Genomic DNA, 18,169 nt, shown 5'->3' on the forward strand with positions numbered 1-18,169 from the left:
GGCCGCCCCCCGGCCGGCCGCCGCGGTGGCCGGGGCCACCGCGGCGGGCCCGGCCCGGGTCAGGTCGCGAACGCGTCCGAGAGGGACAGGGCGTGGATGCGGTCCGGGGCGCCGGGGCGGGCGTAGTACCAGCCCTGGGCGGTGTCGCAGCCGAGTTCGCGGAGCTGCCGGGCCTGCGCCCCGGTCTCGACGCCCTCGACGGTCACGGCGAGCTCCAGGCTGTGGGCGAGCGCGACGATCCCCTCGACGATCTTCACGTCGACCGGGTCCGCGGGCTGCTGCTGCATCCCCTGGGTGAAGGAGCGGTCCAGCTTGAGCACGCTGACGGGGAGCCGTCGCAGGTTGGCCAGGTTCGAGTAGCCGGTGCCGAAGTCGTCGAGCGCGATGTCGACGCCCAGCTCCGCGAGCCGGCGCAGGGGTTCGAGCAGTTCGTCGTCGGCGCCGATCAGGGCGGACTCGGTGACCTCCAGGCACAGGGCGCCCGGCTCCAGGCCCGAGCTCTCCAGGACCTGGAGGGTGTCCGCGACCAGGCCGGGGTGGTGCAGCTGGGTGGGCGAGAGGTTCACGTTGATGCGGAGCGGGCCGCCGGCGGCCCGGCCGCCGTGCTCACGCTGCCAGGTGCGGGCCTGGCGCACGGACTCCTCCAGCACCCAGCGGCCCAGCGGCACGATCAGGCCGGTGCGTTCGGCGAGCGGGATGAACCGGTCCGGGCCCAGGACCCCGTACTGCGGGTGGGACCAGCGCACGAGCGCCTCGGCCCCGTGGACGCTGCCGTCGTGGAGGTGCACCAGCGGCTGGTACTCGATGAAGAACTCGCCGCGTTCCAGGGCGGCGGGCAAGGCGGTGGTCAGCCCGTGCCGGGTGATGGCCCGGGCGTCGGCCTCGGCGTCGGCGAACTCGAAGCGGTTGCCGCCCGCGCCCTTGGCCCGGTACATCGTGATGTCGGCGCTGCGCAGCACCTCGGCGGGGGTGCGCTCGCCGGCCGGGCCCTCGACGATGCCGATGCTGCCCCGCACGGTCAGCTCGCGGCCGTCGAGCCGGATGGGCGCGGAGAGGGCCGTGAGGATGCGGACGGCGAGTTCGGTGACCTCCTCCTCGGTGTCGGGGCCGGTGGTCAGGGCGACGAACTCGTCGCCGCCGAGGCGGGCCACCATCTCGCTGGAGGCCGTGGCACACGCCTGGAGGCGGTCGGCCACCTCGACCAGGAGCCGGTCGCCGGCGGAGTGGCCGAGGCTGTCGTTGACCGCCTTGAAGCCGTCGAGGTCGAGGTAGCACAGGCCGAAGCGGCTGCCCTCCTTGGCGGACAGGGCCTTCTCCAGGCGTTCGAAGAACAGGGTGCGGTTGGGCAGGCCGGTCAGGGCGTCGTGGGTGGCCTCGTAGCGCAGCCGCAGGTTGAGCAGCCGCCGTTCGGTGGTGTCCTCCATCAGCGCCAGCTGGTACTGGGGGCGGCCGTCGGCGTCACGCAGGAGGGAGACGGTGAGGTTGGTCCACAGCACGGTGCCGTCGTGCCGGTAGTAGGGCTTCTCGACGCGGTAGTGCTCGCGCTCGCCCCGCACCAGCTCGCCGTACATCTTCCAGACGTTCGGCGCGTCCTCGGGGTGGCCCCACTCCATGACGTTGCGGCCGCGGACGTGGCCCTCCATGCCGCCGAACATGCGCAGCAGCGCCTCGTTGACCTCCAGGACGTTGCCGTCGAGGTCGGCGATGCCGATGCCGACGGCGGCGCCCTCGAAGACCGCGCGGAACCGCTGCTCGCTGAGGTGCAGGGCGACCTTGGCGTCGGTGCGGGCGGTCAGCGCGGAGCGGGCGATGGCCTCCTGCTCCCGGAGGGTGCGCTCGCGCAGGGCGCGGGCGAAGCCGGCGGCCAGGGCGTGCTGGAGGCGGGAGCAGCGGGCCCGGTACTCCTCGGCGGGCTCGCCGCCGCCGGACGCGCAGTAGAGCACGAGGTAGGCGTCGATCACGCCGAGCGTGCCGGACAGCGCCTCGGGGTCGGTGCAGTGGATGGCGACGAGTTCGGCGCCGACTCCCTGGGCGGGGGCGGCGTCGAAGGGCCGGGCGTGCAGGGCCTCGGTGAGGGTGCGGGCCAGCGGGAGGAGGCGTTCCTCCAGTTCCGGCCGGGTCAGGGAGGTCGCGGTGACGGGGAAGATGGCCCGGCTCCAGATGGTCGCGAAGCGGCCTATCCGGTCCTCGGGGTCGTCCGGGAGCGCCGAGGATCCCTCCGTCTGGGCGGGAAGTCTCACGCCTTGCGTCCCACGCCGGCGAAGCCCGAGAAGGCGTAGGGATCCTCCTGGACGTCGGGGGTGTCCGGGCGCCAGCTCGGCATGGCGACCAGCCCGGGCTCCAGCAGCGTGAAGCCGTCGAAGAAGGGGGTGACCTCCTCGCGGGTGCGCATCACGAGGGGGTTGCGGGCGTCGCGGTAGACCCGCACCGCGCCGTCGGCCGCGTCGGGGGAGGCGGGGATGCCCTCCTGGGAGGCGTGGGTGAGGATCAGGAGGCTGCCGGGGGCCAGGGCGTCGCGGAGCTGGGCGACGGCCGCGCGGGGCTCGTCGGCGTCCTCCAGGAAGTGCAGCACGGCCACCAGGAGCAGGGCGACGGGCCGGTCGAAGTCCAGGAGTGCGGTGGTCTGGGGGCTCCCCAGGATCTCGTGGGGCTTGCGGAGGTCGGCGGCGACGATGTCGGTGCGGTCGTCGCCGGCGAGGACGGCCTGGCTGTGGGCGACGGCGACCGGGTCGTGGTCGACGTACACCACGCGGGCGTCGGGGCAGGCGGCCCGGGCGACCTCGTGGACGTTGCCGAAGGTGGGGATGCCGGAACCGATGTCGAGGAACTGGGTGATGCCCTCGGAGACGGCGTGGCGGACGGCGCGGCGCATGAATGCGCGGTTCGCCTGCATGATCTTGGGGAGGCCCGGCATGAATTCCATGGCCCGGCGGGCGGTCTGCCTGTCGACCTCGAAATTGTGCGATCCGCCCAGGTAGTAATCGTAGATGCGGGACACGCTCGGCACCGATATGTCGATGCCGGGCGGGGCCCAGTCCGGGCGGTCCATCGAGGTCTCCAAGGGCGTAGTCGGTCAGCTGTCCGAGCCGAATCTACTGATCATCCCTCAAGGGAGCGAGTCAAAGCGGAAATTGGCGATCCGTTCTTCGTCACACACCAAAGGCACGTGCCGGACGGGCCACACGGAATGACCGAAACCGACAAATCCCTTTTGGGAAAGAGGGGATCGCGATCGGATGCCATCGGTCTTTGGCTCAAACCCATACGGTGGAAAGTACGCCCGTTCAGGGGAATCGGCAGGGCTCCTCGCGTGCCGCGACCGGCCGCCGCCCATGCTCCCCGGGTGAGAAGACCACCCGCCAGGCGGTTATGGGCCGCCGCCGTCCTGCTCTGGCTGACCCTGGGATCCGCGCCCGCGGTGGCCGATAGCTGCGCCTCCGTGAGCATGGGTCCCGGGGGCTCCCTGGAGGCGGTGGCCGTCGCCGGAGGTGACGGCTCCGGTCACGGCCGCGACCACGGAAAAGGGCACGGCAGGGGCCACGGCCGCGGGCACGGCAAGGGCCACGGCCACGGCAAGGGCCACCACTGCGGCTGCGGGCACGGGAAGGGGCACGGCCGGGGCCACGGGCACCCCGGACGGGGCCGCGGGCACGACTGCGACCCCGAGCCCACGCCCACACCGACTCCCAAGCCCACGCCGAAGCCGACTCCACCGACGCCCGAGCCGACCCCCAGGCCGACCCCCAGGCCGACGCCCAAGCCGACGCCGAAGCCGACGCCGCGGCCCACCCCGAAGCCGACGCCCAAGCCCACTCCCCCGGTCCGCCCGGTCTCCCCGCCGCCGGTGCACCGCGCCGCCCCCGCGCCACCCGCTCCCCCGCCGCCGGTCCGGCGCACGACACCGGCGCCCCCTCCGCCGCGGCCGGTCCTCTCACCGCGCCCCGTGGCCCGCCCGGCCTACCGGGCCCCGGCCCGCAAACCCCGCGAACACCACATCTCGGTGCTCACGTTCACGCTGCTCGCCACCGCGCCGGCGGTCCTGGCCATCGTGGCCCTGCGCCCGCGCTGAGGCCTGCCCGCCCGCACCGCCGTGCCCGCCCCGTCCCCTGACCCACCGGGAGTTCCTCCGTGTCGGAATGGCTCGTCCTGAGCATCGCGATGGCCGCGACCTGCGCCGTGGTCCTGTCCATCACCTTCTTCAACCACCGCCGCATCGGCGAGGACGACGACCCCAGCGAGACGCCGGACGTCATCGAGTACATGACGATGATGATCGGCGTGATCTACGCGATCGTGCTCGGCCTGGCCATCGCCGGCGTCTGGGAGGCCCGCGGCGCGGCCCAGGAGTACGTGCGCCAGGAGGCACAGGCCCTGCACGAGGTGAGCGTCCGCGCCGAGGTGTACCCGCCGGCGGTCCGCGCCCGCATCCGGGCCGACGTGGACGCGTACGTCCGGTACGTCGTCACCACCGAGTGGCGGCACATGGCCGAGCAGGGCTCGGTCACCGACCGCGGGACGGAGCTGCTCGCGAAGGTGCGGCGCGACGTGACCGACTACGAGCCGAAGACCGACCACGAGGGGCAGGCCTACCAGCCGCTGGTCGACCAGGTCGGGGCGGCCGACGACGCGCGGAGCGGCCGGGCCGACAGCGCCGAGGCCACCATGCCGGGCGTGGTGTGGTTCGGCCTGATCGCCGGCGCCGTGGTGACCGTCGGCCTGGTCTTCACGCTCCAGATCCGCAAGTCCTTCCGCGAGATGCTGCTGGCCGGCCTGTTCAGCGCGCTGATCGCCTTCCTGCTCTTCCTCATCTGGGACTTCGACGCGCCCTTCAGCCGGGGCATCTCGGCGACGGCCGAGCCGTTCCTGCGGCAGTTCCCGCACCTGGACGGCTGACGGCGGGGGCGGCGGCACCCGTCGCGTGCGGGTGCCACGCCGCCGGTGTCCCCCGAACGGCCGCCGGACGTGCCCCATTCGCCCGACTCTGATCGCGGGTCACCGGGGCCCCACCTAGCGTGGCGGACATCGAGGCGCACATTCCCCCACATGTGGAAACGGTTCCGCAGATGCTCCTCGGGACCCGGAGGACTGACATGCGTGCGATACGCACCGCTTCCGCCGCACTGCTCGCCACGGCCGCCACCCTCGCCCTCGGGGCGCCCGCGGCCACCGCCGCGGAAGCCCAGCCGATCACCTCGTTCGGCTTCGCCATCACCCCTTCGACCGTCGCGCCGGGCGGCCGCACCACGCTGTCGGTGAGCGGCTGCGACGCGGCCTTCGCGACCGCATCGTCCGGGGTCTTCGACGCGGTGAGCATTCCGCGCGGCCAGAGCGTGGTGGTGACCGTCGACCGCGACGCCCGCCGGGGCGCGGTGTACTCGGTGACGTTCACCTGCAACAACGAGAACGGCTCGGCCGATCTGACCATCGCCGGCGGCACCGTCCGGCCCACCACCCTGTCCACCGCGGTCTCCCGGGGTGTGCGCGGCGGCCTCGGCGGCAGCGTCTCGGGCATGTCCCCGGGCGAGATCGCCGCGGGCGCCGGGCTGCTCGTGGTGGCCGCGGCGGGAACGGCGTACGTGGTGCGCCGCCGGTCGGGCGCCCGCCGCCACTGACGGCACCCGCCGACGGCCCCCGCGCAGGGACTCCGTACGCCCGTCGCCCCCGAGTCCAGGCCTGGACTCGGGGGCGACGGGCGGTTCCGCGATCCGACCGGGGAGGTTCGGCCGGTCAGATGCGACCGCGGGTCGCGCGGCGACGGCGCATCAGGTGGACGCCCGCGCCCAGGGCCGCCGTGCCGACGAGGCCGGCGCCGATGGCCGTCTCGGTGGCGGTCGGGCCGAAGGAGCCGCCGAGGCCGCCCTGGGCGCCGCGGCCGTCGAGGACCTGGAACTGGTGGGTGCCGACGAGGCTGCTGCCGTTGCAGCGGACGGAGAGCGTGTGCCGGCCGGGCACGGCGTGGTTGAAGATCCGTACCGTGGCGAAGCCGATCGACCCCGGCGAGAGGGCGGTCTCGGGAAAGTTGCCGGGCGAGAAGACCGTGCCGCCCTGGTGGCAGCCCGAGGCGCTGACCTGCATGGTCGAGCCCTGGTGCACGGAGAAGGGGTTGACGGTGATGTTGGTGGGACCGCCGCCGGGAGCACCGCCCGCGGCGGCGATGGGTGTCGCGAGTCCGAGGACGGCGAAGGCCGCGGCGGCCGCCGTCAGGGCGCGTGAAGCACGCATGGTGGAACCTCCAGCGGGAAGCGCCCCGGACCGGTGGCCCGGGCTGATCGACGAGAACGCCTCCCATGACGAACCATCACCGGACGCACCGTCCGCCGCATTTCGCCCCGGTCCTCCCGAGAGGGGCGACACGCCGGGCTGCGGGACCCCGGATCTGACGGATCCCCAGGTCACGACCCATCAGATGCTTATCTGACATTTACTCGAATGGACGCACCCCTTCCGGACGGGGGCCACCCGTTCGCACCTTCCTCCTCGCCTTCCCGTCCGACCCGACTTAGCGTGCGGGAAGGAGGGGGGAAGAGAACGCGGGAATCCGGATCCCGCGTCGGGAAGGGAGAGCCATGACCGAGGACGAGACCGGGCAGCCCAGGAAGCGGTCCCCCTGGGGCGTCCTGGCGCTGGTCATGCTCACCGGCCTCGCCATGATCAGGAACGGCGCGAACGTCGAACCGGGGCCGCCCCAGCCCGCCGCGGCCGCCGCCGTGAGCGCCACCTCCGACAGCGCGGCCACCGCCGCGCCCGTACCGCCGGCGGACCTGGAGGCCCTGGAGCACTCGACGGTGGAGCGCATCCGCATCCCCTCGATCAACGTGGACGCACCCGTCATGTCGGTGGGCCTCGACGCCGAGGGCTGGATCGACGCCCCGCCCCCGCAGGACCCGAACCTGGCCGGCTGGTACCTCAACGGCATCGCGCCCGGGCAGCGCGGGTCGGCGGTGATCGTGGGCCACGTCGACAACGCCCAGGGCCCCGCGGTCTTCTACGGCCTCGGCTCGGTCCGCAAGGGCAGCCAGATCGAGGTGAGCCGGTACGACGGGCGGACCGCCGTCTTCGAGGTGTACGGCGTGGAGGTGTTCTCCAAGCACGACTTCCCCGGCGCCCGGGTCTACGGGGACACCGGCCACCCCGAGCTCCGGGTGATCACCTGCGGCGGCGGCTACTCGAAGGCCCGGGGCTACGACGGCAACGTGGTCGTCTTCGCCCGCATGGTGGACACCCGCTGAACCGCGGCGGGTCCCCCGCTCACGCGCGGGGGTCCGCCGGGGTGCCGGTCTGAACCCATCCCACGCCGACGGCGCCCGGCCGGGCGGGAGACGGGCCCGTGCGGGGGCGCCGTCCGTGCGGCGCCCCCGGCCGGGTTCAGCGGCGCGGCGGGAGCTGCGGCAGCGTCATCTCGAAGCCGCGGTCCAGCAGCCGGGGCAGGTAAGTGCGCAGGGCCGCCACGCTCTGGGCGCGGTTGCCGCCCGCGTCGTGCGAGAGGACCACGACGCCGGGGGCGGCGCCGCGCAGCACCCGGCCGACGATCGTGGCGGTGCCGGGTTCCATCCAGTCGAGGGTGTCCACGGTCCAGGCGAGCGGCTCCATACCGAGGTCGGCGCCGATCTCGAAGGCCGCCCGGTTCCAGGCCCCGTAGGGCGCGCGGAACCACGCCGGGGCCTGGCCGACGGTCTTCTCGACGATCTCGCTGGTGTGGCCGATCTCCCAGGTCAGCCGGGGCCGGCTGAGCTTGGGGATCAGCGGGTGGGTCCAGGTGTGGTTGCCGATGACGTGACCCTCGTCGGTCATCCGGCGCAGCAGGTCGGGGTGTTCGACGGCCATCTCGCCGCAGACGAAGAACACCGCGCGCGTGTCGTGGCGGCGCAGGGTGTCCAGGATGCCGGGCGTGTACCGGGGGTCGGGCCCGTCGTCGAAGGTGAGGACCATGTTCCGGCCCAGTGCGGGCACCTCGAGCAGCGGGCGGACGCGCACCGGCGGTTTGGCGGGCCGGTGGCGCGGCGGCAGCTCGGCCGTCATCGGGCTGAGCCGGTACGCGGACGGCACCTGGGGCCGTACGGCCTGCGGCGGCCCGGGGTTCGGCGGGGCGGCGCCCGGGATCCCTACGGGGGCGGCCGGGGCGCCGGCCGCGCCGGCGGGGCCCTGGGCGCCGCCCGGGGAGCCGGCCCGGCCGCCGGTCAGCAGTCCGGCGGCGACGGCGGTTCCGAGGAACACGGCGGTGCGCAGCAGGCCCCGCCGCCCCGGAAGCACTTCATCCGATTTCATTATCAATTGCTCGCACGCCAGACAGCGTGGGGCGTTCATCAACACTGGTCAAGGGGGTGAAAGCACCCGCTTGGCGCACTGGCCGGTTGCCGCGCGCCGCCCTGGCCGGTTCCGTGCGTCCAGGCGTACGAGCCACCGGTCCCGGACGTGCGCACGGGGCCCTCCGGACCCGGTCAGCCCCGGCGCACCAGCGGGAAGGGCAGCGTCTCCCGGATCGTGCGCCCCGTGAGGAACATGACGAGGCGGTCCACGCCGATGCCCAGGCCGCCGGTGGGCGGCATGGCGTACTCCAGGGCGTCCAGGAAGTCCTCGTCCAGCTCCATGGCCTCCGGGTCGCCGCCCGCGGCCAGCAGCGACTGGGCGGTCAGCCGCCGCCGCTGCTCCACCGGGTCGGTCAGCTCGGAGTAGGCGGTGCCCAGCTCGGTGCCGAAGGCGACGAGGTCCCAGCGTTCGGCGAGGCGCGGGTCCTTGCGGTGCTGGCGGGTCAGCGGCGAGACGTCGGTCGGGAAGTCCTTGTAGAAGGTCGGGAGTTCGGTCTTCTCCTCCACCAGCCGCTCGTACATCTCCAGCACCACGTCGCCCCGGGTGTCCTCGGGGCCGTGCGGCACGCCGACGGCGTCGCACAGCCGCCGCAGCGCCGGCTCCGCGGTGTCCGCGTCGACCTCCTCGCCGAGGGCCTCGCTGATCGCCCCGTACACGGTCTTCACCGGCCACAGCCCCGAGATGTCGTGGGCGACGAGCCTGCCGTCGGGCCCCGCCTTGAGGGCGGTCGGCGTGCCGTGGGCGGCCACGGCCGCGCCCTGGATCAGCTCGCGGGTCAGGTCCAGCATCACGTCGTAGTCGGCGAAGGCCTGGTAGGCCTCCAGCATCGTGAACTCGGGGTTGTGCTTGTAGGAGACGCCCTCGTTGCGGAAGGTGCGGCCCATCTCGAAGACCTTCTCCATGCCGCCGACGCAGAGCCGCTTGAGGTACAGCTCGGGGGCGATGCGCAGGTACAGGTCGAGGTCGTAGGCGTTGATGTGGGTGGTGAAGGGGCGGGCGTTGGCGCCGCCGTGGATCTGCTGGAGCATCGGGGTCTCGACCTCCAGGTAGCCGCGGTCGAGCAGGCCCTGCCGCAGCGCCTGGACGGCGGCGGACCGGGCCCTGACCACGTCGCGGGCCTCGGGGCTGGCGACCAGGTCGAGGTAGCGGCGGCGCACCCGTGCCTCGGGGTCGGCCAGGCCCTTGCGCTTGTCGGGCAGCGGGCGCAGGCACTTGCCGGTGAGCTGCCAGGAACGGACCACGACGGACAGCTCGCCGCTGCGGCTGGCGCCCACCTCGCCGGTGGCGACGACGTGGTCGCCGAAGTCGACCGTACGGGTGAAGTCCGCCAGGACGTCGGCTCCGGACCCGTCGCGCGTGAACATCAGCTGGAGGTCCCCCGACCAGTCGCGCAGCCCGGCGAAGACGACGCCGCCGAGGTCGCGCACGACCATCACGCGCCCGGCGACGGTGACCTCCTCCCCCGTCCGCGCGTCCGGCGCCGGCCCGGGGTGCGCGCGGCGCAGCTCGGCGAGGGTGTGGGTGCGCTCGGGGATGCCGACCGGGTACGGGTCGACGCCGGCGGCCTGGAGGCGGGCGAGCTTGCGGTGCCGGACCCGGACCTGCTCGGGCAGGGCGGAACCGGTGCCGGCGTCCGCCGCGTCCTCCTCGGCCAGGCCGAGTTCGCCGATGGGCGGCAGACCGGCGGTGGTGGCGGGGGCCGCGGCGGTGCCGGCGGAGGGCCGCGCCCGGCCCCGCAGCTTGTGCAGGCTGGGTACGGAGACGAAGCCCTCGGCGATGCCGGAGGCGAGGCTGATGCGCGCGAGGGAGCCGGCGTCCCCGTAGCAGAGGAACCGCGGGTACCACTCCGGCTGGTACTTCACGTTGGACCGGTACAGCGCCTCCAGCTGCCACCAGCGGGAGAAGAACAGCAGCAGCCTGCGCCACAGCCGCAGCACCGGTCCGGCGCCGATCCGGCCGCCCTCCTCGAAGACGGAGCGGAAGACGGCGAAGTTGAGGGAGACGCGGCGCACCCCGAGCTTCGGGGCCTGCGCGCACAGCTCGGCCACCATGAACTCCATGACGCCGTTGGGGGCCTTGCGGTCCCGGCGCATCAGGTCCAGGGAGATGCCGTCCCTGCCCCAGGGGACGAAGGAGAGCAGCGCGATCAGGTTGCCCTCGCCGTCGAAGGCCTCCACGAGCAGGCAGTCGCCGTCCTGCGGGTCGCCGAGCCGGTCGAGGGCCATGGAGAAGCCGCGTTCGGTCTCGGTGTCGCGCCAGCGGTCGGCCCGGTCGACGATGCGGCGCATCTCCTCCTCGGTGAGGGCGGAGTGGCGGCGGATCACGGTGGTGCAGCCGGCGCGCCGCACCCGGTTGACGGCCTGCCGGGTGACGCGCATGTCCCGGCCGTCGAGGTCGAAGTGGGCGACGTGCAGGATCGCCTCGTCACCGAGCTGCAGGGCGCCGAGGCCGGAGCGGGCGTAGGCGGTGGCGCCCTCCTCGGAGGCGCCCATCACGGCCGGCTGCCAGCCGTGGCGGCGCGCCACGGCCAGCCACTCGTTGATCGCGGCGGTCCAGGCGCCGGGGTCGCCGACCGGGTCGCCGGAGGCCAGGCAGACGCCGGCCTCGACGCGGTAGGTGACGGCGGCCCTGCCGTTGGGGGCGAAGACCACGGCCTTGTCGCGCCGGGTGGCGAAGTAGCCGAGCGAGTCGTTGCGGCCGTAGGCGCCCAGCAGCGCCCGGATGCGCGGCTCCTCGTCCCCGTGCAGCGCGGCCTCCAGCCGCTGGGAGCGGAAGAGCGTGGCGGCGGCGTTGAGCAGGGCCAGGGCACCGAACAGGCCGCAGAAGAAGTACACCGGCCGGGGCGGCCGGCCGTCGAACTGGCGGGCGGAGAAGAGCCCGCCGAACACCTGCTTGGCGGCCCAGTCCAGCCACTGGGAGCGGGGCAGCGTCCCCGGCCAGATCGCGACCAGTGCCCAGCCGAGGAAGACGGCCAGCAGCAGGCCGAGGCCCAGGACCAGCAGCGCCCGCCACACCGCGCCGTGCCGGGAGGCGGCGTAGAACTCGCCGCGGGCGGCGACCAGCAGCGCCAGGGCCGCCACGGCGGCGATGATCGAGGGGACCGAGTACCAGTACCAGCCCTCCGCGAGGAAGGCCGCGTCGCTGAGCACCAGCAGGGTCAGGTAGGCGACGACGACCCACCAGGCCACCTTCTTGCGGCTGCCGAGGGCTGCGGCGAGCAGGAAGAGGAAGACGGCGTAGGCCAGGTTGGCGCTGACCGGGACGAGGACGGCGTCGAGGAAGTCCACGACCGGCCGCAGGACGCGCCGGAGCACCGGGGAGAGCGCCAGGAGCACGCAGAGCAGGCCGATGGTGCCGAAGAAGGCTCCGAAGGCGTCCGGCACCCGGTTCAGGAAGCGGTTCCTGGTGCCCTGCGTCTGCTCCACCGTGACACTCATGATTCGCACTGTAGGCAGCGGCGCCGCTCGGCGCGCGGCGGAGGACCCGCCCCCCCCCGGGGGGGGCGGCCGGCTCCGGGGGCGGAGCCGGCCGGCGGCCCGGTCAGCGGCCCATGACCAGGCCGTCCTTCGCCGCGCCGCGGCTCAGCACCGCCTCGCGGATCGCGTCCCGCGCCGTCGCGTAGTCGTCCCGGCCGGGGTCCTTCGCCAGTGCCTCGGGCAGGTTCACCACCCTGCCGGCGTCTAGGTCCATCAGCTGCGGGACGAACTCCGCGCGGGTCACCCGCCACCGCTCCCCCGCCGCCGCCGGGGGCGCGAAGGTGAAGCGGCCGATGGAGCCGTAGTTGCCCCGGGGGTCGACCTGGTCGGAGTAGTTGATCATCGTGCCGGCGACCTGGTCGCCCATGCCGTAGACGATCCAGGTCCCGTTGACCTTCTCGAAGGGCTGCGGGACGTGGGCGTGCGTGCCGAGGATCAGGTCGACGTCTGGCCGGCCGCCGGTCTTCGACGCGGTCAGCGCCCGGCCCAGGGCCAGCTGCGTCGCGTCCGGTTCGGTCTGCCACTCGGTGCCCCAGTGCAGGCTGACCAGGACCACGTCGGCGCCCGCCTTCCGGGCCGCCCGCGCGTCCGCGACGACCTTCTTCTGCTCCGTCAGGTTCACGGCCCAGGGCTGCCCGTCGGGCAGGGGGTAGCCGTTGGTGCCGAAGGTGTACGCCAGGTGCGCGACCTTCGCGCTGCCCGCCCGGTACGTGGTGACCCTGCGGGCCTCCTCGGCGGTGCGGGCGGAACCCGCGTGCCCCAGGCCGGCCCGGTCGAAGGCCTCCAGGGTGCGGCGCACGCCGTCGGCGCCGTCGTCCAGGGTGTGGTTCGAGGCCGTGGAGCAGCCGTCGTAGCCGGCGTCCTTGAGCCCCGCGGCCACCTGCGGCGGGGACTTGAAGGCGGGGTAGCCGGTGAAGGGGCCGCCGTCGGGCCCGTACACGGTCTCCATGTGGCACAGCGCCAGGTCGGCCTTCGACACCAGCGGCTTGACCAGGGAGAACATCGGCCTGAAGTCGTATCCCTCGCCGCCCGCGTCGGCCTGGGCGCGCCGGATCACCGAGTCGTGCGGCAGGACGTCGCCGCTGGCCACCAGGCTGAAGCCGCGGGCGGCCGGGGAGCCCGCCGTGTTGCCGCCGGCCGGGGGTGACGGGCGGCCGGCGAGCCGGGCCTGCGCTCCGCCGTGTCCCGCGGAGCAGCCCGCCGTGCCGGCGGTCACGAGGACGACGGCGAGGGCGGCCGCCGCCCGCCGCACGGCCGGGCGCGGGCGTCCCGGCGCGCGTCCGCGCGTCCCCCCGGGGGTGGTGCCCGGCGCACTCGAACCCGTCGAACCCGAACCCGTCGACCCCATAGGACCAGACTCCCATTTGTAGGACTATCGGATGTTCTGAATTTCGAATCCACAGAACACGCGCCACGAAGTCAAGGAACGGCGCCGAACCGGTCACCGGAACGGCCGAACCGCACGACCGTTCACCGCACCGTTCGGACCGTTCGTCGCACCGGCCGCCCGCCCGGCGGCCCTCCCGGCGCCCTTGGGCGCGCCACCGCCGCCCGGCGGTTCCCGCGGCCCCACCCGCAGGTCAGGGTGGGTTCGACCGGCCCACTCAGCCGCCCGGGAAGGAGCCCACCGGTGAGCCACACCATCACCCTCCGGCGCACTGGCGCCGACGAGCTGGCCGAACTCCAGCGCGAGCACGGCCGCGCCCTCTTCGGGTTCCTGCTGGGCCTGACCCACGGCGACGCCCAGCGCGCCGAGGACCTGGTCCAGGAGACCCTGGTGCGGGCCTGGCAGCACCCGGAGGCCTGGCAGAGCGAGCACGCCTCGATGCGGCCCTGGCTGTTCACCGTCGGCCGCCGGCTCGCGATCGACGCCCGCCGCGCCCGCCTGGCCCGCCCCCAGGAAGTGGAGACCGAGGCGCTGGAGCAGCGGCCCGCCCCCGAGGACCGGTACGAGTCCTCCCTGACCGCCATCGACGTGCGCCGCGCGGTCGGCTCGCTGGGCCCCGAACACCGCGAGGTGCTCGTCCAGGTCTACTTCCGCGACCGTTCCGTCTCGGAGGCCGCACAGGTGCTCGGGATTCCCGCGGGTACCGTCAAGTCCCGTACGCACTACGCCCTGCGGGCCCTGCGGAAGGGACTGCCGGGGTACGGGCTCGGCGCCTGAACACCCGGCGCCGCGCCGTCCGTCCAGAATCCGGCCGGAGTCATGAGCAGACTGTGCCCAGGGCGCATCGAATTTGCCATCAGACCGTTCAAGTTGAGTAAACGTCCCCCGCCCGTCCCGCCGCTGCGTGAAGGCTCGGGGCAGACGGCGGCAGGCTCGACACGCGGGAGAAGGTGGAACGGTGCGCCCCGAGGGTGGTAACGGCACCAGTGACGGTGGGCTCGCGGTGCCCCTGGCATGGCTCTACGCCGAGTACATCGCGGACGAACTCCTGCGCACGGGACGGCTGATCCCGGTCAGCACCCTGGAGTTCCGGGCCGGCCGCGACACCCTCGCCCTCACCATCTACCTCTCCGACGCGGCCGGCGAGCTGTCCGGCATCCGCGTGGTCTCGCAGCTGGACGAGTGGCTCTCGCTCACCGCGTACGGGCACCCCTGGCGCGACTGGGTGCAGACCCGGTTCCTCCAGCTCGGCGAGGAGGCACGGGACCGGGGCGGCGACGACGCCGACCTGGAGCTGGCCCGGGCCGCCTGGCGCTGGCTGGACCGCACCGAGCTGTACGCCACCAACCTGGACCCGGCCCGCCGCGAGGGCGCCGGCCTGGACGAGAACGTCCGGGTCTGGACCCCCGCCTGGCAACTCGGCCTGCCACTGGGCCACCTGGCGATGCACCTGTTCTGACCGTCCACGCGCCGCCGTCCCGGACGGTACGGGCGCCCCCGCGCTCACCCGGGCGGTGCGGACTCCCCCGCGCTCACCCGGGCGGTACGGCCGCCCCCGCGCCGGGGTGCACCCCCGCCCGGTACTTCGGCACCCGGACCGTCACCTTCATGCCCGCGCCCACCCCGGTCTCGATCACCAGCCCGTACGCGTCGCCGTACACCTGCCGCAGCCGCTCGTCCACGTTGCGCAGCCCGATCCCGGACGGGGCGGGCCCCTCCCCCGCGAGCAGCGCCCGCAAGGCGGCCGGGTCCATGCCCACCCCGTTGTCCTCGACGGTCACCACCGCCTCGTCGCCCGCGTCCCGCGCCGCGATCGTGATCCGGCACTCGGCCACCGAGGTGCCCAGCCCGTGCTTGACGGCGTTCTCCACGAGCGGCTGGAGGCACAGGAACGGCAGTGCCACCGGCAGGACTTCGGGCGCCACCTGGAGGGTGACGGTCAGCCGGTCGCCGAACCGGGCGCCGGCCAGCGCCAGGTACTGCTCGATGGAGCGCAGTTCGTCGGCGAGCTGGGTGAAGTCGCCGTGCCGGCGGAAGGAGTAGCGGGTGAAGTCGGCGAACTCCAGCAGCAGTTCACGGGCGCGCTCGGGATCGGTGCGGACGAACGAGGCGATGGCGGCCAGGGAGTTGAAGATGAAGTGCGGGGAGATCTGGGCGCGCAGGGCCCGGATCTCGGCCTCGATCAGCCGGGTCCTGGACCGGTCGAGCTCGGCCAGTTCCAGCTGTACGGACACCCAGCGGGCCACCTCGGTCGCTGCCCGCACCAGCACCGCCGACTCACGCGAACCATAGGCCACCAGCGCCCCCAGGACGCCCTCCTCGCCGGTGAGCGGGGCGATCACCGCCCAGCGCAGCGGGCAGCCGGGGTCGTCGCAGCCGGTCTCGACGGCGATGCTGCGCCCGGAGTCGAGCGGCGCGGCGACCTTGCCCATCACGACGTCCACGTGGTGCCCGGCACCGGGCCCGTCCCAGGCCAGCACCGCGTCCCGGTCCGTCAGGCAGAGGGCCTCGGTGCCGAGCAGCGGCCGCAGGCGCCGTACGGCCTTCCGCGCGGTGTCCTCGGTGAGCCCGCCGCGCAGCGGGGGCGCGGCCAGCGAGGCCGTGTGCAGGGTGTGGAAGGTGGCCCGCTCCACCGGGGTGCCCAGGTCCAGGGAGCCGCGGCGGTCGCCGCGCACCGCCCACCGGCGCCCGAGCGCCGCCCCCGCGGCGAGCAGGGCGAGGCCCCCGAGGACCAGTCCGGCCAGCACCTCGCCCGTCATCGCAGCCCCTCCGGCAGGTGCAGCCGGGTCAGGGTGGCCGCCGCCCCGGCCGGCACCCGGTCCCGGGTGGCCAGGGAGACGGCCACCATCGTCAGGAAGCCCAGCGGCACCGACCAGACGGCAGGCCAGGCCAGCAGCGTGTGCGCCCAGCCCCCGCCGGGCACCCCGGCCCGGGTGGCCAGCACGGCCGTCAGCGCGGCCCCGCCGCCGACCAGCAGTCCGCTGGCGGCACCGGGCGCGGTCAGCCCCCGCCACCAGATGCCCAGCACGAGCAGCGGGCAGAAGGAGGAGGCGGACACGGCGAAGGCCAGCCCCACCGCGTCGGCGACCGGCACGTTCGCCACAAACCGGCTGACCAGCAGCGGCACCCCCATGGCCACGACCGTCCCGAGCCGGAAGGCCCGCACGCCGGGCCCGGCGGGCCGGACCCCCGCGGCGGACCGGCGCCGCCACCGCAGCCGGCGGGGCAGCGCGTCCTTCGTGAGCACACCGGCCACCGCCATGGTCAGCCCGGAGGCGGTGGACAGGAAGGCCGCGAAGGCGCCGCCGGCGAGCAGGGCGCCCAGCAGGTCCCCGGCCACGCCGCCGACCATCCGCTCGGGCAGCACCAGCAGGGCCGCGTCGGCGCTGCCGGTCAGGGCGAGTTCGGGGGCGTAGATGCGGCCGAGGGCCCCGTAGACGGGCGGCAGCAGGTAGAAGGTGCCGATCAGGCCGAGGACCACCAGGGTGGTGCGGCGGGCGGCGGTGCCGTGGGGGCTGGTGTAGAAGCGGACGGCCACGTGCGGAAGGCCCATGGTGCCGAGGAAGGTGGCGAGGATCAGCCCGTAGGTGGCGTACAGCGGGTGTTCCTCGCGGCTGCCCGTGAGCGGCTGCGACCACGGCGCGCCGGCCGTTCCCGAGGGGGCCGCGCGCTCGGGGACCCGCGCGCCCTCGGGGAAGTCCAGGACGGTGCCGGCCTCCACGCGGTGGGGGCCGGCGGCGAGGGCGACGGGGCGGGCGTGGTGGTCCAGGCCGTCGACGCGGCCGGTGACGGTGACCGTGAGCGGTGCGGCGAGGTCCAGCCGTACGGTGTCGGCCACGCGTACGGCCGACTGCTCGCGGAACCGGGGCGGTTCGGCGAACCGGGCGCGCGGGGCGCCGTCCCCCGCCCACGCGGCCAGCAGGAAGAAGGCGGGCACCAGCAGGGCGGTCAGCTTCAGCCAGTACTGGAACGCCTGGACGAAGGTGATGCTGCGCATGCCGCCGGCCGCGACCGCGCCGGTGACCACCACGCCGACGACGAGGGCGCCGAACCAGTCGGGGGCGCCGGTCAGGATGTGCAGGGTCAGTCCGGCCCCCTGGAGCTGCGGCAGCAGGTAGAGCCAGCCGATGCCGACGACGAACAGCCCGGCCAGCCGGCGGACGGCGGCGGACTCCAGGCGGGCCTCGGCGAAGTCGGCCAGGGTGTAGGCGCCGGAGCGGCGCAGCGGGGCGGCGACCAGCACCAGCAGCACGAGGTAGCCGGCGGTGTATCCGACGGGGTACCAGAGCATCTCGGGGCCCTGGAGCAGGACCAGGCCGGCGATGCCGAGGAAGGAGGCGGCGGAGAGGTACTCGCCGCTGATGGCGGCGGCGTTGAGGCGGGGGCCGACGGTGCGCGAGGCGACGTAGAAGTCGGAGGTGGTCCGGGAGATGCGCAGCCCGAGGCCGCCGATGAGGAGGGTGCCGAGGACCACGGCGGTGACGGCGGCGACGGCGTGGGCCTGGTTCACGGGCGGCCCTCGTTCCGGTCGGCCGGGTCGGTGACCAGGGTGGTGAAGTCGCGTTCGTTGCGCTCGGCGCGGCGTACGTACCAGCGGGCGGTCAGCCACATCACCGGGTGCACGGCGACCCCGAGCACCGCCCAGACGAGTGGGGCGGGCGCGGTGCCGCTGGGCGTGTGCGGCAGGGCGAACAGCAGCGGGAGGCCGCCGACGAGCAGGGTGAGGGCAGCCAGTGCCGCGAGGGCGGTGCGGAGCTGGCTGCGCATCAGGGCCCGTACGTACGTGGCGCCGAGGGAGGTCTGCTCGGTGATCTCGGAGCGGGCGGGGGTGGGCACGGGGGCCCGGCGGCGGGCGGGCAGGGGCACGCCGGTGACGGTCTCGCGGCGCGGGGCGGGGGCGCCGGGGTGCGGGGCGGGGGTGCCGGTGCCGGGTACGGGCGGTTCGCGGCGCGGGGCGGGGGCGCCGGGGTGCGGCGCCTGCGGATCGGGGTGGTCCCCG

Annotated in this window: 15 protein-coding genes; 6 read left to right on the forward strand and 9 right to left on the reverse strand. The window is 74.4% G+C overall.

Annotated features, from left to right (window positions below; genetic code table 11):
• Nucleotides 1–59: 59 nt before the first annotated feature.
• Nucleotides 60–2,240, reverse strand: a complete 2,181-nt coding sequence (locus ACIQUR_RS01015) for a putative bifunctional diguanylate cyclase/phosphodiesterase (protein WP_403656490.1) — start codon at nt 2,238–2,240, stop codon at nt 60–62.
• Nucleotides 2,237–3,049 carry an SAM-dependent methyltransferase gene (locus ACIQUR_RS01020; RefSeq protein ID WP_403656493.1) on the reverse strand — a complete coding sequence of 271 codons (813 nt, stop codon included), beginning with the start codon at nt 3,047–3,049 and terminating at the stop codon, nt 2,237–2,239. The genes ACIQUR_RS01015 and ACIQUR_RS01020 overlap by 4 nt, the downstream gene beginning before the upstream one ends.
• A gap of 894 nt (nt 3,050–3,943) precedes the next feature.
• Here ACIQUR_RS01020 and ACIQUR_RS01025 point away from each other — a divergent pair.
• The 3 genes from ACIQUR_RS01025 (at nt 3,944) to ACIQUR_RS01035 (ending at nt 5,612) form a co-directional block, all read left to right on the forward strand.
• Nucleotides 3,944–4,069: a hypothetical protein gene (locus ACIQUR_RS01025; RefSeq protein ID WP_399941867.1), complete on the forward strand. Its 126-nt coding sequence runs from the start codon at nt 3,944–3,946 to the stop codon at nt 4,067–4,069.
• Nucleotides 4,070–4,128: 59 nt separating this feature from the next.
• Entirely contained in the window at nt 4,129–4,893 is a 765-nt protein-coding gene (locus ACIQUR_RS01030; RefSeq protein WP_403656496.1) for a hypothetical protein, read from the forward strand.
• Nucleotides 4,894–5,090: 197 nt separating this feature from the next.
• The gene (locus tag ACIQUR_RS01035) at nt 5,091–5,612 is read left to right on the forward strand and encodes a hypothetical protein (RefSeq protein WP_403656499.1); all 522 of its coding nucleotides are present in this window, start codon (nt 5,091–5,093) and stop codon (nt 5,610–5,612) included.
• Between the two features lie 115 nt (nt 5,613–5,727).
• On the opposite strand, the gene ACIQUR_RS01040 is transcribed toward ACIQUR_RS01035, so the two are convergent.
• Entirely contained in the window at nt 5,728–6,222 is a 495-nt protein-coding gene (locus ACIQUR_RS01040; RefSeq protein WP_403656502.1) for a hypothetical protein, read from the reverse strand.
• A gap of 344 nt (nt 6,223–6,566) precedes the next feature.
• Here ACIQUR_RS01040 and ACIQUR_RS01045 point away from each other — a divergent pair, with 344 nt between their 5' ends.
• Complete coding sequence (locus tag ACIQUR_RS01045) at nt 6,567–7,229, forward strand: class F sortase (RefSeq protein ID WP_403656504.1); 663 nt, start codon at nt 6,567–6,569, stop codon at nt 7,227–7,229.
• A 136-nt stretch (nt 7,230–7,365) separates the two neighbouring features.
• Here the strand turns inward: ACIQUR_RS01045 and ACIQUR_RS01050 are convergent, their stop codons facing one another.
• From ACIQUR_RS01050 to ACIQUR_RS01060, 3 genes are all read right to left on the reverse strand, one after another.
• Nucleotides 7,366–8,265 (reverse strand): polysaccharide deacetylase family protein, encoded by a 900-nt coding sequence (locus ACIQUR_RS01050; RefSeq protein ID WP_403656506.1) that lies wholly within the window; start codon nt 8,263–8,265, stop codon nt 7,366–7,368.
• A gap of 173 nt (nt 8,266–8,438) precedes the next feature.
• Complete coding sequence (lysX, locus tag ACIQUR_RS01055) at nt 8,439–11,744, reverse strand: bifunctional lysylphosphatidylglycerol synthetase/lysine--tRNA ligase LysX (protein ID WP_403656509.1); 3,306 nt, start codon at nt 11,742–11,744, stop codon at nt 8,439–8,441.
• Nucleotides 11,745–11,847: 103 nt separating this feature from the next.
• Nucleotides 11,848–13,035, reverse strand: a complete 1,188-nt coding sequence (locus ACIQUR_RS01060) for a CapA family protein (protein ID WP_403656513.1) — start codon at nt 13,033–13,035, stop codon at nt 11,848–11,850.
• Between the two features lie 378 nt (nt 13,036–13,413).
• On the opposite strand from ACIQUR_RS01060, the gene ACIQUR_RS01065 reads away from it, so the two are divergent.
• Nucleotides 13,414–13,947, forward strand: coding sequence for a sigma-70 family RNA polymerase sigma factor (locus tag ACIQUR_RS01065; protein WP_403656516.1), 534 nt, complete (start codon nt 13,414–13,416; stop codon nt 13,945–13,947).
• 181 nt (nt 13,948–14,128) lie between these two features.
• Entirely contained in the window at nt 14,129–14,629 is a 501-nt protein-coding gene (locus ACIQUR_RS01070; RefSeq protein ID WP_403656519.1) for a hypothetical protein, read from the forward strand.
• Nucleotides 14,630–14,702: 73 nt separating this feature from the next.
• Here the strand turns inward: ACIQUR_RS01070 and ACIQUR_RS01075 are convergent, their stop codons facing one another.
• Genes ACIQUR_RS01075 through ACIQUR_RS01085 form a run of 3 tightly spaced genes read right to left on the reverse strand, consistent with a single transcriptional unit; the run spans nt 14,703 to nt 18,036 of the window.
• Complete coding sequence (locus tag ACIQUR_RS01075; protein WP_403656522.1) at nt 14,703–15,929, reverse strand: histidine kinase; 1,227 nt, start codon at nt 15,927–15,929, stop codon at nt 14,703–14,705.
• Nucleotides 15,926–17,680 (reverse strand): cation acetate symporter, encoded by a 1,755-nt coding sequence (locus ACIQUR_RS01080; protein ID WP_403656525.1) that lies wholly within the window; start codon nt 17,678–17,680, stop codon nt 15,926–15,928. The genes ACIQUR_RS01075 and ACIQUR_RS01080 overlap by 4 nt, the downstream gene beginning before the upstream one ends.
• Complete coding sequence (locus ACIQUR_RS01085; protein WP_403657934.1) at nt 17,677–18,036, reverse strand: hypothetical protein; 360 nt, start codon at nt 18,034–18,036, stop codon at nt 17,677–17,679. Before ACIQUR_RS01085 ends, ACIQUR_RS01080 begins: the two co-directional genes overlap by 4 nt.
• Nucleotides 18,037–18,169 lie beyond the last annotated feature (133 nt).

It is taken from the genome of Streptomyces sp. NPDC101132 (assembly GCF_044759225.1).
Lineage (GTDB): Bacteria > Actinomycetota > Actinomycetes > Streptomycetales > Streptomycetaceae > Streptomyces.

Bases quoted from the DNA above. Each gene is read 5' to 3' on its own strand.
- ACIQUR_RS01020 (WP_403656493.1), bottom strand. From the start codon at position 3,049: ATGGACCGCCCGGACTGGGCCCCGCCCGGCATCGACATATCGGTGCCG.
- ACIQUR_RS01035 (WP_403656499.1), top strand. From the start codon at position 5,091: ATGCGTGCGATACGCACCGCTTCCGCCGCACTGCTCGCCACGGCCGCC.
- ACIQUR_RS01040 (WP_403656502.1), bottom strand. From the start codon at position 6,222: ATGCGTGCTTCACGCGCCCTGACGGCGGCCGCCGCGGCCTTCGCCGTC.
- ACIQUR_RS01045 (WP_403656504.1), top strand. From the start codon at position 6,567: ATGACCGAGGACGAGACCGGGCAGCCCAGGAAGCGGTCCCCCTGGGGC.
- ACIQUR_RS01050 (WP_403656506.1), bottom strand. From the start codon at position 8,265: ATGAAATCGGATGAAGTGCTTCCGGGGCGGCGGGGCCTGCTGCGCACC.
- lysX (WP_403656509.1), bottom strand. From the start codon at position 11,744: ATGAGTGTCACGGTGGAGCAGACGCAGGGCACCAGGAACCGCTTCCTG.
- ACIQUR_RS01075 (WP_403656522.1), bottom strand. From the start codon at position 15,929: ATGACGGGCGAGGTGCTGGCCGGACTGGTCCTCGGGGGCCTCGCCCTG.